The following is a 15096-nucleotide window of genomic DNA, read 5'->3' as shown; positions in this document are numbered from 1 at the left end:
GCAATAAACAGGCTGAAATTCAGCTCTAATAATTACATGGTTATGTTGCACAATAGTGACGCGCAGCCAAGTTATTGGTAGTTAAATGCAGACTAGAATTGACCTTATATAAACAAGCTCGTATAGTCAAAATTACGTTGTTATCAATCGGATAGGATGCGCATTTGTATCACTCTAATAGACAGTCGCTATGTGGTAAACCAGACGTCAATGTCTCGAATGCGTGTTTCATCGTTAAGGATGCACAAGACATGATATCGTCTACACCCAAGCAAAAAACGGCTCGTTTGCTCATGCCCCATGCCATAAAAATTGTCGTATCAGCTGCCTTATTGACAATGGCAACTGGCGCCAATAGTAGCGAAAGTACCGCTGCGCCATTTGCCTATGACTCGTGGCAAGGCCCAGCTTCAGAAGCGCTCGATTTACCTAACTTACGCGGGCAAGGGCTGAGCTTTGCGGAGCAATATCAAAATAAGCTACTTGGCGAATGGTCGCTACAAAATATCAATGGTCGTGTCAAAATGGAGCACGATCCTTGGGTGCAAGAAACGGTCAAGGAGATGACGTGGCGGCTCAATGCGCAAGCGCGTCAGCAAGCACCCTTGGGCGTGGTCATTATCGACAATCCCAGTATCAATGCGTTTGCCGCGCCAGGCGGCGTCATCGGCATCAATACAGGGACGATACTGGCTGCGAGTAGTATGGATGAGCTGGCCAGCGTCGTCGCTCATGAAGTCGCGCATATTAGCCAACGCCATTACGAAAGCGGCGTTGATGAACGTAAAAAAGCCATGCTGATGCAAATAGGTGGCATGCTGGCCGCGATTGCCGCATCAGCGGTCGATGGTGATGCGGCAGCGGCAGTGATGATGGGCAGCCAAACGGCGACGATGAATAGCAGCATGGCGTTTAGTCGCAACAATGAGCGTGAGGCTGATCGGGTAGGGATGCAAATCATGACCCAAGCTGGATATGACCCACGGGCGATGCCCAGCTTTTTTGCGACGATGAATCAACAAAGCCAGCTGAATCAGACAGCCAATCGGTTTTTACCCAGTTTTGTACGTTCACATCCCTTGAGCAATGAGCGCTTGAGTGAATCGCAAAGTCGTGCGCAGCAGTATCCAACCATGTCATTAAGCCAGCAACAGCGTCATCAAGCGCTGTTCGATTTGCTTTATTGGCGTGTACAAAGTACCGGTAAGCATGCGTCTGAGACCACCTTGACGGCAGCCGCCAAAAACAGCTTAGGGGCCAAACTGTCACTGATGACTTGGTATAGCGAGCAACAACGCTTTACTGACGCCAATGAGATATTGGCGGAACTTGTTGCGTTACCAGTGGCGCGGCGGCAGGTGTTAGAGCCCTTGTTGTCGATTACCCACAGCCAAATTCTGAGCGAGCAAGGCAAGTGGCAGCAAGCCGCCGAGGTATTAGAGCGTCAGCAGCGTCTGTATCCTGAGCGCCGTGATTTGCGGTTGTATTTGGCTGAGGCGTTGACCAATAGTAATGAGCCGACCAAGGCACAAGCTTTGTTAAAACCTCTGACCCAGCAGCAGCCAGCCGATCGCTATGCTTGGCAAAGCCTACAACTGGCCAATGAAAAAATCGCTAAAACCACTGATTCTGCGCAACTTAAAAATATTGCTACCATTAATGCGCTACGTTATCGCAGCCATGACCAGCTCTGGAATGGACGTTACGAGCGTGCACTTACTTCCTTAACACAGGCCAAACAGTTGGCTGAACGTATGCAAACGACGGGGCAAGCAAGTAGTGCACGTCCGCTATTAGCGAGCATAAATGCAGAAATTAAAGACGTAAAAACCGCCAAAGACTTTAAGCCTTAGGCGGTTATGTGTATCTTTGAATCACCATTTTTAAAATTAGCACACGCCCTAGGCATTGATATTAAACAATGGTGTTTATTACAAAGCTATCAACCTTGCAAGGCTTCTTTTACCAGTTTAGAGATGAGCGCCGGATCAGCACGACCTGCGGTTTTATTTTTTAACACGCCCATCACACTGCCCATATCGCGCATAGAAGTGGCGCCTTGCGTTGCAATCTCGGCATTTACCATAGCAGCCAGCTCATCATCATCCATTTGCTTGGGCATGAACTCATTGATGATATCAATTTCGAACTGCTCTTTGGTTGCCAAGTCGTCACGGCCATTTTCGGTAAAAATACCAAGTGATTCTTGACGTTGTTTCAGCTGTTTTTGTAGGATTTCTAACACCCCTGCATCATCAAGCTCTATTTGACGATCAATTTCAATTTGCTTGATAACGGAATGCACGTTACGCAATACCTTTACGCGTTCAAGCTCACGGGCTTTCATAGAGGTTTTGATATTGTCTGACAGGGTTTGTTTAAGGTCGCTCACTATTATTATCCTTATAAGGTAAGTTTGTTGATGCGCCGTCTGCGAAAGCGGTCTTTTTAATGAAAGACGCTATTACTGGCAGTATCGACCGCAATAATAAAAATTGTAGCATAAAAAACGCCACTGATATCGATTGATAACAGTGGCGTTAATGTAGCGCTTGTACTTAACTAATCGTATTATCGATTAGTACATACGAGTGGTACGAATAGTTTCGCGTTGTAATTTTTTCTTATAACGCTTTACCGCAGCTGCTTTTTTGCGCTTGCGCTCTTGCGTTGGTTTTTCATAAAATTCACGTTTACGCACGTCAGATAATACACCGGCTTTTTCACAAGCGCGCTTAAAGCGGCGGATTGCGATATCAACTGGTTCGTTTTCTTTAACCTTAACTGCAGGCATGAAGACTCCTTATGAGGATGAGATATAAAGGCATTAGTTTGGTTGTGTATTAGTATTTAGCCGTAATATCTCAAGATTACAGGCATCAACTCAAACTAGGATAATCTTGTACTATAGCACAAGGGCGAGTATTTTAATAATAAATGCGAATAAAGTCAATGGTTTTCATGCATTTATCTCTCAGTATGAGTAATTGGAAAATATTTGGGCTAGCGCATTTTTTACAACCTATTAGGAAGTTTTTGGGTTTACTTATCTTGTTTATATCTGGTTAAATCCGTCACAGATAATCCAACAAAAAATCCCTACTATCTATAACGGTTTGTCTTGTCTTTATGCTATGATAATTTCTATATAGTCAGTGACACACTAATGATTTTTGGGCATTTTATTGAGGATGTTGGAATGAAGAAAACAGTACTAAATACGGCTTTAAGCACCGCATTGTTGGTCGCTCTTGGATTTAGCGTGAGTGCTTGTAGCAGTGATAAAGAAGGTGGGTCGCATGAAGTAAAAGCCGTTGATCGGGTAGATGAGGCCGCCAAGCTTGCTCTTGCCAATGGACCTGAAGCTGAAGAGATGGATTTTCCAGAAACCGCACCGATGCCAGCGACAGATATGGCAGCGGACGGTACGGCAGTTGACGGCGCTACCACTACTGAAGCAGGTGCTGATACGGATATGGCTGACAGTGCCGATGCGACTAGTACTAGTACTAGTACGGATACAGCAGCTACTGATACTAATGCCGCCACGCCCGTAGCGGATACCGCAACGACTGACGCTGAAGCAACTGCCAATTAATAGCGCTCAATGTGCAAGGCCGTGACGGATTTTATGCGCTGTAATGACAGCCGCTAAGATGAACCCTTATATAGAGGTATGATCATGAGTAATAAGCAACCGCGTATGAGTTTTGGTAAATGGACATTGTCGGTGTTCAGTATTAGCGCGTTACTGGCGCTTAGTGCGTGTAGTGGTGACAATACAACGGCTGAAGAACCAGCTGCGGTCAGCGAATCAGCTGACGCCGTCGCTGTCGAGCCAGCACCGCCGGTCGCTGAGCCTGAAGTGGTGACGCCCGAGCCTGCCGTAGAGAGCGAGGTCAGTGAAGCGATAGAAGAGCCAGTAGCCGAAGCCGAACCTGAAGTACTGGCTGCGGACGCTGGGGCCAAGCTTTATGAGGCGCAGTGCAAGATGTGTCATGCACAAGGGCTGTTAGAAGCGCCAAAATATGGCGATACCGCTGCGTGGAGTGCGCGCATTACTAAAGACAAAGAGACGCTGTATAGCCATTCTGCTAAAGGTTTTAATAAGATGCCCGCGCAAGCGATCAATGGCGTCACTGAGGCACAAGTGCATGCTGCGGTTGATTATATGTTGGCGTCTGTGAGCTGATGGGGCGTATTGCCATATATTCGCTATTGAAATTTGTTAAACTGACCGTCATTGTGACTGACAATGGCGGTTTTTTTATGCACGTTGTTAATGGCATAAGACGAAAACGCTGCAAAAGACGATATGAAGGCAAGAGTATGAAAGTATTGGGTTTAGAGACGTCTTGTGATGAGACGGGACTGGCGATTTTTGATAGTGAGCTGATAGACACTGACAATCAAGGTTTGCTTGGGCAAGTGCTGTATTCACAAATAGAGCTGCACGCACTCTATGGCGGCGTCGTGCCTGAGCTTGCCAGCCGCGATCATATTCGTAAGCTGGTACCTTTACTCAACGAGCTACTAGAGCAGTGCGATATCAAGAAAAGCGAGATTGATGCCATTGCCTATACCAAAGGGCCTGGATTGATTGGCGCGCTGATGACCGGTGCATTATTTGGGCGCAGCTTGGCGTATGGCTTAGATATTCCGGCGATCGGTATCCATCATATGGAAGGACACCTGCTAGCACCGCTGATGGGCGCAAATCCTCCCGCCTTTCCGTTTGTGTCGTTACTAGTGTCTGGTGGGCATACCTTGCTTATTGCTGCTCATGGCGTTGGTCAATACGAGATATTGGGTGAATCAATCGATGATGCCGCTGGCGAGTGCTTTGATAAAGCCGCCAAGATGCTAGGCTTGCCTTATCCTGGTGGTCCTAATATTGCTAAATTGGCTGAAACAGGCGATCAAAACGCTTACAGTCTACCAAGACCGATGTTACATCGCGGTTTAGATTTTTCTTTTAGCGGTATGAAAACAGCGGTGCATAACCTTATCAAAGATACCCCTCATTCGGAAAGTGGCCCTGACGGTGATCCACAAGTTCGTGCCGATATTGCTGCCAGTTTTCAACATGCCATGGTTGATACGCTGGTGAAAAAATGCGTCAAAGCACTTAAGCAAGTAGAGATGAGCCGCTTAGTCATCGCTGGCGGTGTGAGTGCTAATAGTCATCTGCGTGAAACGTTAGAAGCTGAGCTGGCAAAAATAAACGCCACCGTCCATTATGCACCGCCAGCGTTATGTACGGACAATGGTGCGATGATTGCTTATGCCGGTTACGAGCGCTTGCAAGCAGGGCAGTCGGATGATTTGGCCGTTAGCTGTGTGCCACGTTGGCCGATGACAGAGTTGCCTGCAGTATAAAGGTGATGTTGATTGGGCGTCATGCCCATGTTGATGCTCATGAAAATTATCTAAAGTAAGGATGAGCTATGCAGTGGATTGCGATTGGTTTGGGCGCCGCATTTGGAGCGTGTTTGCGAGGGTGGCTGGCGCGCTTTAATCCATTGCACCATTGGATACCGCTAGGTACATTGGGTGCGAATGTCTTGGGTGGACTGCTGATAGGGCTAGCTCTAGTATGGTTCGGGCGGATGGGTACTGGCTTATCTGATAACGTGAGACTATTCGTCATCACTGGATTTTTGGGCGGACTGACGACGTTTAGCACTTTTAGCGCGGAGGTCTTTACCTTCGTCAATGATGGCCGTTTGCTGGCAGGATTGGCGCTTATCGGTTTACATGTGGGACTCACATTGCTAGCAACCGCGCTGGGATTCTATTTCTTTAAGTTGGTTTTGTAGCCGTTGATAGATATTAATCGTTTAGTGGTCTGTTATAAGTAGTTCCATGATAGCAGTCTATTTTAAGTGGTTTATTAATAGGTTTAAAGGGCAAAATAACTGATTCCCTTGGGGTATACTCAAATCAGGATTTAACGAGACTTAACTGTACGAAATAAGATGATTATGACGACATTGAAATTCATAGGTACTTTCATTCTAAGTGCTATAGGAATCTTAGTAACCGGATGTACAGAGCCAAAAAACCCAAATGAGCTAGTTACCGCTTATATACCAGCAGAAATATCAGATAAGGTATTTGTCGCCACTTTTCCACGTTGTAATAATAATGATGCTGGTGACTTTAATGAGTTTTCGACAAAACATTTGAGACTAAAATTTCAAGCGAAAACATTCTCAGGTAACCCCTCGAATAGTTATCACTGCCCTTCAGAAAAACTAGGTATGGTTTTTTATACAGACTTGAGACCACTTTACAGATTGATTGATTCAAATAAAACTGATGGTGAAATCGTTGAAAAAGTAGTTAGGGGTAAAGACTATTTTTATAATACTTTCCCCCCAGAGTCGCTAATAGAAAAAACGTTAAACATTGAGCGATTTTATGCCGACTCTAGTCAAGAAATGCTAGTAATAGATGATATGCCCAATCAGACCAGTCCATTAAAACTCATGTTTATGAAGTACCCTAATGAAAAACTTAGCTCTTTTCATAATTATTATGACTTGTACACCATACTGGATGATGATTTTTTATTAAAGTATCGAATTAGAATAATGAATGATGACTACAACCAAAGATTTAATCTGAGCGGTTACGATACGCAATTTGCGCAAGCGTTTAAAGATGTCATAGCAGCTGATGGTCGAGTGCTAGATCACCCCAAGATTATTCAAGGTTTTGTCGATAATAATGAGCGAGTCATAGAGTTTTTTAAAGCGCATAGACAGATTGTTACTAAAACCGAATTTAATAAGATCAACGATGCTGATCACACAATAGAATAGTTTTCGAGTAATGGCTTTGAGCCATATTAAACTCATTTACCATAACATTCGTTATGATATGAAAAAGTGACTAATATTTTATAACTATAAGAAAGTAATCAGTAATGAACCTACAACGGCTTCACTATCCCTTCTAGTAAATTTGCGAACCCTTGCATATACGCTGTATCTTGGCTAGATGTGCGCGTTGCTGCATACAACTGACAATGCACACCTGCACCTAACTTCCGCGAGACGACCCAGCCTTTTTTCTCATATTCCGCCACAACCCAATCAGGCAATGCAGCAACTCCGCGCTCACTAGCGACCAGCTGAATAAGCATCGCTGTCAGCTCTGTAGTACGAACATTCTCAAAGCTCACCTGTGCAGGCGTCATAAAGTTGGCGATAATATCGAGACGCTTGGCCTCTACTGGATAAGCAATTAAGGTTTCTTCAGTCAAATCACTGGGTTCAATAAATTCTTGTGCTGCCAAATCATGCGTGGGCGACAGTACCAAGCGACTCTCATACTCAAACAATGGCTGATAGCTGATACCGTCTATCGGTAAATCACTGGTGGTAATCAATAAGTCAATATCACCTTCCATGAGTAGATGATGCGGCTCAGGCTCAAACCCTGTGGCAAAGTCTAGCTCGACATCTGACCACTCACGGCGATAATGATTGAGTATCGGCATCAGCCAATCAAAGCAGCTATGACATTCAGAAGCCAGACGCAATCTGCCTGCCTGACCATGCGCTAAGCGCTTTAGATTGGATTTGGTACGGGTAACTTGCGGCATGATGCTATCTGCCAATGCCAGCACAGTCTTGCCCGCTGGTGTAAAAGTCAGCGGACGCGTGCGACGGTTGACCAAGCTAATATCGTAATAATTCTCTAGCTCTTTTAGCTGATGTGAGACCGCAGAAGCTGTCACATGCAGCTCATCGGCAGCCGCAGCAAGTGAACCATGCGCTCGTAGCGCGGTTAAGGTATTCAGATGACGAAGCTCGAGCATAAAGTAACCTAACCACTGATTTTAAGAAAAAGTAAAAGAAAGTCGAATGTGAATAAAATTCATTATAACCGTTTTATAGTGATTTTTATTCAAAAATTAGTATAAATCATGCAAAGCTTAATAGCAGCCACTCTTAACATCAGTCGTTAATGACTCATTAGCGCCGACGTAGTAGCAACTGCGAAATGATGACCAATATCAAAGAGGCGGCCAGTAGTAGCGTACCAATGGCATTGACTTCTGGCTTCAATCCTACGCGTACCATTGAATAAATACGTAGCGGTAAAATCTCATAGCTTGGGCCAGTGACAAAGGTTGAGACCACCACGTCATCTAAAGATAGGGTAAATGCGAGCAACCAACCTGCCATTACCGCTGGCAGAATGACGGGAATCAGTACCGTACGCACCATCGTTGATTCGTTAGCACCCAAGTCGCGGGCGGCTTCCATCAAGCGCTCATCCAAGCTGCTTAAACGTGCAAACACAGTAATAACCACAAACGGCAGGCAAAAGGTAATATGAGCTAATAGCAGCGATACAAAGCCCAACTGTAGACCAATCAATAAAAATAATGCGAGTAATGAGATAGCCAATACAATCTCAGGCGACATCATCAGTACAAACAACAGCCCATTTAGTAAGCCTTTGCCACGAAAGTTGTAGCGATGTAAGGCAAGAGCAGTCAATGTACCGATCAAGGTTGAGACGGTGGCAGCGACCAAACCCAAAACGATAGAATGCCAAAAAGCATCGAGCATCGCTTGGTTATTAAATAGCGATTCATACCACTTTAAGCTAAACCCGCCCCAGTTATAGCCAATTTTTGACTTGTTAAATGACATCACCACTAGGACAATAATGGGCAGATATAGCAAAGCATAAATCAGTCCGAGATAGCCTTTAGCCGCTATGCTGCCGATGCTAGGTTTCTTGATGTGACGCTTGTTCTTCACGGGTGAGTTCTTTAATGAGTTATTAGACATTAAGCCACCTCATTAAAGTCGGTCTTGCCAATACGGCGGCTACTGGCACGATAGGCGAGTAATAGTACGGCCATCGCAAGGGTCAATAATACGCTGGCTGCTGCACCGAATGGCCAATCACGCGCATCCAAAAATTGATTTTTGATGATATTACCAACCAATAAATTGCGCGAGCCACCCAAAATATCTGCCACATAGAACATACCCATCGCTGGCAATAACACTAATAGCACCCCTGAGATAATCCCAGGCGTGGTCAATGGTAGCACCACGTGCCAAAAGGTCTGCGTTTTTGAAGCGCCCAAATCCTGCGAAGCGAGTAGCATATCATTACGCAAATCGGTAAATACCGCATATAACGGTAATACCATAAACGGGAATAACAAATACGTTAAGCCGGCTATCACCGCGCCTTGGGTGTATAAAATATCAATAGGGGCATCGATGACGCCTATCGCTAGTAGGGTTTTATTAATCAAACCATTATTGGCAAATAGTAATTTCAGCGCATAAGTCCGTACTAAAGAGTTGGTCCAAAACGGTAATATTAATAGCATCATCAGCAGCGGCTGCCAACGCACTTTTGCTTTGGATATCAGCCATGCAAAAGGGTAACCAAGTAACAAGCAGATGACCGTGGTAATGCCTGCCATCCATAACGAATGGACAAATACCTCAAAATACAGCGGATCAATCATGCGTACATAGCTGTCGATACTGACAGGCAAGCTAATAAAAGCGCTGCTATCGCGAGTCAGAAAGCTGACAGCGATGACCAATATATTTGGCAATAACGCAAAAATAAGCAACCAGCCCCAGATCAGCCATAGCGTTGCGGTCCGAAAAGGACTTTTGTTGCCCAAATTGAAACGGCTATTAGCTGCCATTAGCTGACATCCTTTTGCACAGACATGCCTTGATGTTCGCTCGAATTGGCGGTTGACTGGTCGATTGAATCGTCATCTGGTAGCACCCATTCCCAGCCATCCACCCATGAGACCTTGACCGCTTCATTTAACTTGTAATCAAAACTTGGGTCATCTTCATCAAAGAATTCAGAGGCTTTAATAATATGACCGTTTGCGAGTTCAATAATCGAGTCTAAGGTGCTACCTTTATAATTACTCTCGATGACGCGGCCCAGTAATCCAGCGTGGGCGTTATCATTGGGATCATAAATCCGTAAATCTTCAGGGCGCAGCAGTAAGTTTACGATATCGCCCACTTGCACATCATTAGCAAAGTCCGGACGACGCAAATTACGTAATGTCGTCGGTCCGTCTTGCGCTTGCGATTCACATACTTCGACTTCGATACGCCCATTGCTGACTTGTCCATCACGATCTGGCTGGTCAGCGTAGACGCCTTTGACTTCTGCTCTGAATAAATTGGTCTCACCGATGAATTTGGCGGTAAATAAATTGGCGGGGGTTTCATAAATCTCAATAGGCGTGCCAATCTGCTGGAATCTGCCATCTTTCATCACCGCGATACGGTCTGACATTGACAGCGCTTCTTCTTGGTCATGAGTGACGAAGACAAAGGTGATGCCCAGTTCGCGCTGCAAGCGTTTGAGCTCAGACTGCATTTGCAAACGCAGCTTGTGGTCGAGCGCCGACAGCGGTTCATCAAGTAATAATAGTTTAGGACGATTAATCACCGCCCGTGCGATCGCCACACGCTGCTGCTGACCACCGGATAAATCTTGCGGTTTGCGATTGGCCAAATGCTCTAACTGCACCATGGCCAGCATCTCACGCACCCGCGTTTGAATCTCGTCTTTAGGAATTTTTTTAAGTTTAAGACCATAAGCAACATTTTGCGCAACGGTCATATGCGGAAATAAGGCGTACTGTTGAAACACGGTATTGACCGGACGCTTATCGGCTGACAAGCCTGCCATCTGTACACCATCTAGATAAATCGCCCCAGCGTTTGGTTGCTCAAAACCTGCAATCAAGCGCAGCAACGTCGTTTTGCCACAGCCTGATGGCCCAAGCAGTGTCAAAAACTCACCATGCTTGATATCGAGATTGATGTCCTTTAGCACTTCGGTTTGATCGTAGGTTTTTTTTAGACCAGTCAGTTGTAGCAGCACCTTATCGGCGTTCGGCGGCATAGAAGTTCTATGTGTGTTCATAGATGAGTCATTCATAATATAGTTTCCTAAGCGCTCGATAGACTGGGGCCGCGACCAAATAAAATCGCTGCAATTTCGATGACTGGCCTGAGCGTAAGCGTGGTCTGGTTGCTGCGTATTATAACAAACCCTTGATATAAATCAGTGCAAGTTCGTTATAAGTTCGCCATACCATTTTATTATGGGCCAAAAATTCGTTCTGATAACCTTTGCTTTCTTCTTAGCATTCTTAGGGTCTGTTGAACATTCAAATATTAGGACTGCTGATTGCTAAAATCGCCCCAAACCTTTTATCAAATCAGGCGTAAGCCGACGATAATGTCGAGACCTTAGCTAGGTTTACAACAACGTTTGGGGTGATTTTAGTATTAGCCTTTCAGGGCAGGACTATTTTTTGCCAATACATGGCGAAATTATCTAACCTAGAATGACTAGGCGTCAAAAATTTCACTGCGTATTGTCTAAAAAATAGACGCTGCCAGTGCCACATTTGAATGTTCAACAGACCCTAGTGTCACAGGCTTATTATTGGTTATTTTAATGTGACTGACTGCCGCTTTACCAGCCATGACCATCTTTAAATAACGAGATTAAAAGCAATTTTTTTATGATTTTTCTCCCTTTATTCCTATACAATAATTTTGTGGTTAAGAAATACAGGAAGCCTGATATGTCGGGCAAAACGCTTAGCCAAGCCATGGTCAAAAAAAGAGATTTATTATTCTAATCATTTTATAATCAAGGAACCCTTATGCCTACTGATATCCGCCCAAAAACAGGTCAAGAAGCGCTCGAACTGCTAAAAGAAGGCAATACGCGCTACATGGATAGCCTCACCAACACTGATCCAATGATGCAAAGACGACCAGAACTGGTGAGTAATCAAGACCCGTTAGCCATCATTTTGGGTTGCTCCGATGCCCGAGTACCGGTCGAAATTGTATTTGATCAAGGCTTGGGTGATTTGTTTGTGATTCGGGTAGCAGGTAACGTGGTTGCGCCTTCGCAAATCGGTTCAGTAGAATTTGCCGCCGAAAAGTTCGGTACAAAGTTGGTCGTGGTCTTGGGACATTCGCATTGCGGCGCCGTCACTGCTTGTGTCGATGCACTGATCAACCCTGAGCAAAATTACTCGCCCAATTTACAGTCAATCGTCGATCGTATCCGCCCAAGCGTTTATAACTTACATGAGCTTGCTACTGCCAATGGGCAAGATGTCGATGCTGATGAATTGGTCAATCGCTCAATAAGTGCCAACGTGCGCATGTCGGTCAGCCAGCTTAAGCATGGTTCGCGGGCGCTAGAAGACTTGACCAACAGTGGTCAGTTATTGGTCGTTGGCGCAGAGTATGATTTAGAAACAGGGAAGGTACGGTTTTTAGATAGTTAGTCGTTATAAAGTTAATGGCTATTCTATTGTCAATATTATCAATAAAATAGCGCTAGCCTTACCTTTATTTTGGGTGAGGCTAGCGCGCTTGTGTTTAATAATTGAATATAACTATCCATATAGATTGACTGTATAGATTATAAGTTCTTACAAAATCCTATCATTAGTCCTGCCATTTTTTATTATGATGAGAGAGTTAAGCAAATCACAAATAGCGTGATTTGCTGATTTTTAACTTCCATAACTTGTCAACTATTAGGATAACTATGTCTACGTCAGCGTCCAATTCAACCAATAATAATGAAGCAACGATAGCGCAGCCTGCAAGCAGTATAAAGGCCGATGGTGTGCAGTCGATTGCTGCACAGACTTCAGGCTTTACCTTTAACCACACCATGCTACGGGTAAAAGACCCTGTTAAATCATTGGAGTTTTATACTGGCGTGCTCGGTATGACGCTACTGGCAGTAAAAAAGTTCCCTGAGATGGAATTTGATTTATATTTCTTAGCCAAGCTGACCGATAGCGAGCGTGAGAATTTACCCGCCGGTGAAGATTTAGAAATCTTTGCCTTCCGTCAGCGCGGTATTTTAGAGTTGACCCATAATTATGGTACCGAGACTAAATCTGACTTTAGCTATCATGATGGTAATAGTGAGCCACAAGGTTTTGGACATATCTGCTTTAGCGTCCCGAACCTAGATGAAGCGGTGGCTTGGTTTGATAAAAATGATGTCGAATTTAAGAAACGTCCCGAAGATGGCAGTATGAAAAATATCGCTTTTATTAAAGACGTTGACGGCTATTGGATTGAAATCGTACAAGCCGATTTGATGGGCTAGTTTTTAGGACCTGACAATCAACAACGATGGCGTATCATTGACTTAAAAAGTTCACATATCAAAGGAGTGACCCCTGAATGCCTACCTCTGAGGCAGAAACCGCAGTAAGTAGTGAGACAGTTGCTGAATCGACAACGACAGATGCGTTGACATATCAAAGCATCATCGATTCGGCGAATGGCATCCTGATTGGCTTTGTCGAGCGTATACCGCATTTTGTGGCTTCGCTCATCGTTATCCTGATTTTTTGGTTTTTATCGATTGTCTTCAAAAAAATCGTTTATAAATTATTAGGTAGCCGCAGTCGTCATCAAAACTTAGTTAAAGTGTTTCAGCGGGTAGGCGGTGCACTGATTATTTTCATTGGTTTTATGATTGCCATGGTCATTGCCGTACCAGGATTTACACCTGCCAAGCTTATTGGTGCGCTCGGTATTGGTTCGGTCGCCATTGGTTTTGCTTTTAAGGATATTTTTCAAAACTTGCTATCTGGTATTTTGCTACTTATCTCAGAGCCATTTCGTATTGGCGATCAGATTGTCTCAGGGGAGTATGAAGGGACGGTTGAAGATATCAAAATCCGTGCGACGACCATCAAGACCTATGATGGTCGACAAGTGGTCATTCCAAACTCGGATTTGTATACTTCAGCATTGACTGTTAATACCGCCTATAAGCAGCGCCGTCTACAAGTCGCCGTTGGTATTGGTTACGAAGATGATATCGAAGCAGCAAAGGCTGAGATTTTACGGGCGCTGGATAAAGTGGATAGTGTCTCTACTAAAGCCAATCCAAGCGTGATTGCGACAGGTTTTGGTGGCTCCTCAATCGATTTAATGGTGCGTTGGTTCATCGAAGATGGCACCCAAGCTAATAAAGTTGCCTCAATCCATCAAGTTATCGTAGAGATTAAGAATGCATTGGATGCGGCAGGGGTGAATATTCCTTTCCCCATACGTACGATCGATTTGAGTGATCCTTCTGTAAAAGCGATTGTAAATAAACTCAATGAGCAGGAACGTGTCAATCAATAAGAGGTACGGTCTGTAATACTGAGCCAACTTAATAAAAAGCCGCCCTATCATAGGGCGGCTTTTTAGCAGTCTGCTTATAACGTCATAACCAGTGGTTTAGTCTTTTTTGGCTCTAAAATCAGTGTGGCATGACTTACAGCTGGCGCCAACTTCTTTAAAGGCTGGTTGTACATCTTCCACTGTCGTGGCTGTCTGCGCGACTGTATTTAGATCAGCAGTGACTTTTTGGAAGTTATCTGCTTCAGCGCGGAACTCCTCAACATTGCTCCAGACAGCGTCAGTGGCATTACCAACGGCTTCTTGGTTTTCAAAATGACTCCAAGGCTTACTCGCATCTTCTGCTAAGAAAGCAGCTTGTTCTTTGAAGACCTCAGCATCAAAAGTATCTGGGGCTTTAACCATATCACCCATGATACCTGTCGCATCGCCCCAGCTTTTCATGCTGTCTTGACGCGCTTTAACATCAGGGTCAGCTGGCGTGCTACAAGCGGTTATACCTAAAGCTGCTGCCATTAATGTGATGCCAAAAATTGATTTTAATGATTTGTTATTATGAACCTGTGCCATGAAAGTTACTCCTTTAATCTGGCTAATAGTAGGCGCGCTTGCAAATGCTAGCCCTAAATAAAAATATTATTATAAAACTGACTCTCGCCCTTTAGAAACGCAGTCGCTTCTAAAGGGTTTTTGCGAAAAATACATTCTATTGTAACGGTTATCTAAGTAATGACCGTTACAATAGTTGTTATCACATCGTAAAATTTGACTGCACAACATAGATTGTATAGTCAGCGAAAAGTAATATCGATACATCACGTGCTGATATTAATTTTTTGTAGCCTCTGTCTGCGCAGGCACAGCAAGCAAGAAAAATTGA

General features: G+C 44.4%; 16 protein-coding genes. 9 read left to right on the top strand and 7 right to left on the bottom strand.

The features are described from left to right. Positions 1-164: 164 nt before the first annotated feature. Positions 165-1853, top strand: a complete 1689-nt coding sequence (locus tag AAEY79_RS01315; RefSeq protein WP_227688882.1) for a M48 family metalloprotease — start codon at positions 165-167, stop codon at positions 1851-1853. Between the two features lie 89 nt (positions 1854-1942). Here the strand turns inward: AAEY79_RS01315 and AAEY79_RS01310 are convergent, their stop codons facing one another. Together AAEY79_RS01310 and rpsU are read right to left on the bottom strand one after the other, a co-directional pair. Next, the gene (locus AAEY79_RS01310; RefSeq protein WP_201566092.1) at positions 1943-2392 is read right to left on the bottom strand and encodes a GatB/YqeY domain-containing protein; all 450 of its coding nucleotides are present in this window, start codon (positions 2390-2392) and stop codon (positions 1943-1945) included. Positions 2393-2578: 186 nt separating this feature from the next. After that, a complete protein-coding gene (gene rpsU, locus AAEY79_RS01305; RefSeq protein ID WP_025651930.1) occupies positions 2579-2794 on the bottom strand; it encodes a 30S ribosomal protein S21 in 216 nt (71 codons plus the stop codon). Between the two features lie 405 nt (positions 2795-3199). Between rpsU and AAEY79_RS01300 the strand changes: the two genes are divergently transcribed. From AAEY79_RS01300 to AAEY79_RS01280, 5 genes are all read left to right on the top strand, one after another. Then, entirely contained in the window at positions 3200-3598 is a 399-nt protein-coding gene (locus AAEY79_RS01300; RefSeq protein WP_201582448.1) for a hypothetical protein, read from the top strand. Between the two features lie 84 nt (positions 3599-3682). Continuing rightward, positions 3683-4192 (top strand): cytochrome c5 family protein, encoded by a 510-nt coding sequence (locus tag AAEY79_RS01295; RefSeq protein ID WP_025651932.1) that lies wholly within the window; start codon positions 3683-3685, stop codon positions 4190-4192. Positions 4193-4329: 137 nt separating this feature from the next. Further along, on the top strand, positions 4330-5379 hold the full coding sequence (gene tsaD, locus AAEY79_RS01290; protein WP_201578399.1) for a tRNA (adenosine(37)-N6)-threonylcarbamoyltransferase complex transferase subunit TsaD: 1050 nt from the start codon (positions 4330-4332) through the stop codon (positions 5377-5379). A 68-nt stretch (positions 5380-5447) separates the two neighbouring features. Further along, on the top strand, positions 5448-5819 hold the full coding sequence (locus AAEY79_RS01285; RefSeq protein ID WP_025651934.1) for a CrcB family protein: 372 nt from the start codon (positions 5448-5450) through the stop codon (positions 5817-5819). 165 nt (positions 5820-5984) lie between these two features. Further along, complete coding sequence (locus tag AAEY79_RS01280) at positions 5985-6827, top strand: hypothetical protein (RefSeq protein ID WP_156915627.1); 843 nt, start codon at positions 5985-5987, stop codon at positions 6825-6827. A gap of 110 nt (positions 6828-6937) precedes the next feature. Here the strand turns inward: AAEY79_RS01280 and AAEY79_RS01275 are convergent, their stop codons facing one another. The 4 genes from AAEY79_RS01275 to potA form a co-directional block, all read right to left on the bottom strand. Continuing rightward, positions 6938-7828 carry a LysR family transcriptional regulator gene (locus tag AAEY79_RS01275; RefSeq protein ID WP_025651936.1) on the bottom strand — a complete coding sequence of 297 codons (891 nt, stop codon included), beginning with the start codon at positions 7826-7828 and terminating at the stop codon, positions 6938-6940. Between the two features lie 157 nt (positions 7829-7985). Then, complete coding sequence (potC, locus tag AAEY79_RS01270; protein WP_201566098.1) at positions 7986-8813, bottom strand: spermidine/putrescine ABC transporter permease PotC; 828 nt, start codon at positions 8811-8813, stop codon at positions 7986-7988. After that, positions 8813-9700 (bottom strand): spermidine/putrescine ABC transporter permease PotB, encoded by an 888-nt coding sequence (gene potB / locus AAEY79_RS01265; RefSeq protein ID WP_201617528.1) that lies wholly within the window; start codon positions 9698-9700, stop codon positions 8813-8815. Before potB ends, potC begins: the two co-directional genes overlap by 1 nt. Next, positions 9700-10968, bottom strand: a complete 1269-nt coding sequence (gene potA, locus AAEY79_RS01260) for a spermidine/putrescine ABC transporter ATP-binding protein PotA (protein ID WP_051395110.1) — start codon at positions 10966-10968, stop codon at positions 9700-9702. The genes potB and potA overlap by 1 nt, the downstream gene beginning before the upstream one ends. A 736-nt stretch (positions 10969-11704) precedes the next feature. On the opposite strand from potA, the gene AAEY79_RS01255 reads away from it, so the two are divergent. The 3 genes from AAEY79_RS01255 to AAEY79_RS01245 all read left to right on the top strand — a co-directional run bounded on the left by AAEY79_RS01255 (position 11705) and on the right by AAEY79_RS01245 (position 14219). Then, positions 11705-12343, top strand: coding sequence for a carbonic anhydrase (locus AAEY79_RS01255; protein WP_025651940.1), 639 nt, complete (start codon positions 11705-11707; stop codon positions 12341-12343). A gap of 266 nt (positions 12344-12609) precedes the next feature. Continuing rightward, entirely contained in the window at positions 12610-13185 is a 576-nt protein-coding gene (gene gloA / locus AAEY79_RS01250) for a lactoylglutathione lyase (protein ID WP_352286909.1), read from the top strand. Positions 13186-13262: 77 nt separating this feature from the next. Further along, positions 13263-14219, top strand: coding sequence for a mechanosensitive ion channel domain-containing protein (locus AAEY79_RS01245; RefSeq protein ID WP_352286907.1), 957 nt, complete (start codon positions 13263-13265; stop codon positions 14217-14219). 96 nt (positions 14220-14315) lie between these two features. On the opposite strand, the gene AAEY79_RS01240 is transcribed toward AAEY79_RS01245, so the two are convergent. Then, entirely contained in the window at positions 14316-14786 is a 471-nt protein-coding gene (locus AAEY79_RS01240) for a cytochrome c (protein WP_201631771.1), read from the bottom strand. Positions 14787-15096 lie beyond the last annotated feature (310 nt).

Source organism: Psychrobacter sp. GW64-MNA-CIBAN-0177, from assembly GCF_040309585.1.
Classification (GTDB): domain Bacteria; phylum Pseudomonadota; class Gammaproteobacteria; order Pseudomonadales; family Moraxellaceae; genus Psychrobacter; species Psychrobacter okhotskensis.
Note: the sequence above shows the minus strand (reverse complement) of the source record. Positions and strands in the feature narration are given on the sequence as shown.

Bases quoted from the DNA above. Each gene is read 5' to 3' on its own strand.
- rpsU (WP_025651930.1), bottom strand. From the start codon at position 2,794: ATGCCTGCAGTTAAGGTTAAAGAAAACGAACCAGTTGATATCGCAATC.
- AAEY79_RS01300 (WP_201582448.1), top strand. From the start codon at position 3,200: ATGAAGAAAACAGTACTAAATACGGCTTTAAGCACCGCATTGTTGGTC.
- AAEY79_RS01295 (WP_025651932.1), top strand. From the start codon at position 3,683: ATGAGTAATAAGCAACCGCGTATGAGTTTTGGTAAATGGACATTGTCG.
- tsaD (WP_201578399.1), top strand. From the start codon at position 4,330: ATGAAAGTATTGGGTTTAGAGACGTCTTGTGATGAGACGGGACTGGCG.
- AAEY79_RS01285 (WP_025651934.1), top strand. From the start codon at position 5,448: ATGCAGTGGATTGCGATTGGTTTGGGCGCCGCATTTGGAGCGTGTTTG.
- AAEY79_RS01280 (WP_156915627.1), top strand. From the start codon at position 5,985: ATGACGACATTGAAATTCATAGGTACTTTCATTCTAAGTGCTATAGGA.
- AAEY79_RS01275 (WP_025651936.1), bottom strand. From the start codon at position 7,828: ATGCTCGAGCTTCGTCATCTGAATACCTTAACCGCGCTACGAGCGCAT.
- potC (WP_201566098.1), bottom strand. From the start codon at position 8,813: ATGTCTAATAACTCATTAAAGAACTCACCCGTGAAGAACAAGCGTCAC.
- potB (WP_201617528.1), bottom strand. From the start codon at position 9,700: ATGGCAGCTAATAGCCGTTTCAATTTGGGCAACAAAAGTCCTTTTCGG.
- potA (WP_051395110.1), bottom strand. From the start codon at position 10,968: ATGAATGACTCATCTATGAACACACATAGAACTTCTATGCCGCCGAAC.
- AAEY79_RS01255 (WP_025651940.1), top strand. From the start codon at position 11,705: ATGCCTACTGATATCCGCCCAAAAACAGGTCAAGAAGCGCTCGAACTG.
- gloA (WP_352286909.1), top strand. From the start codon at position 12,610: ATGTCTACGTCAGCGTCCAATTCAACCAATAATAATGAAGCAACGATA.
- AAEY79_RS01245 (WP_352286907.1), top strand. From the start codon at position 13,263: ATGCCTACCTCTGAGGCAGAAACCGCAGTAAGTAGTGAGACAGTTGCT.
- AAEY79_RS01240 (WP_201631771.1), bottom strand. From the start codon at position 14,786: ATGGCACAGGTTCATAATAACAAATCATTAAAATCAATTTTTGGCATC.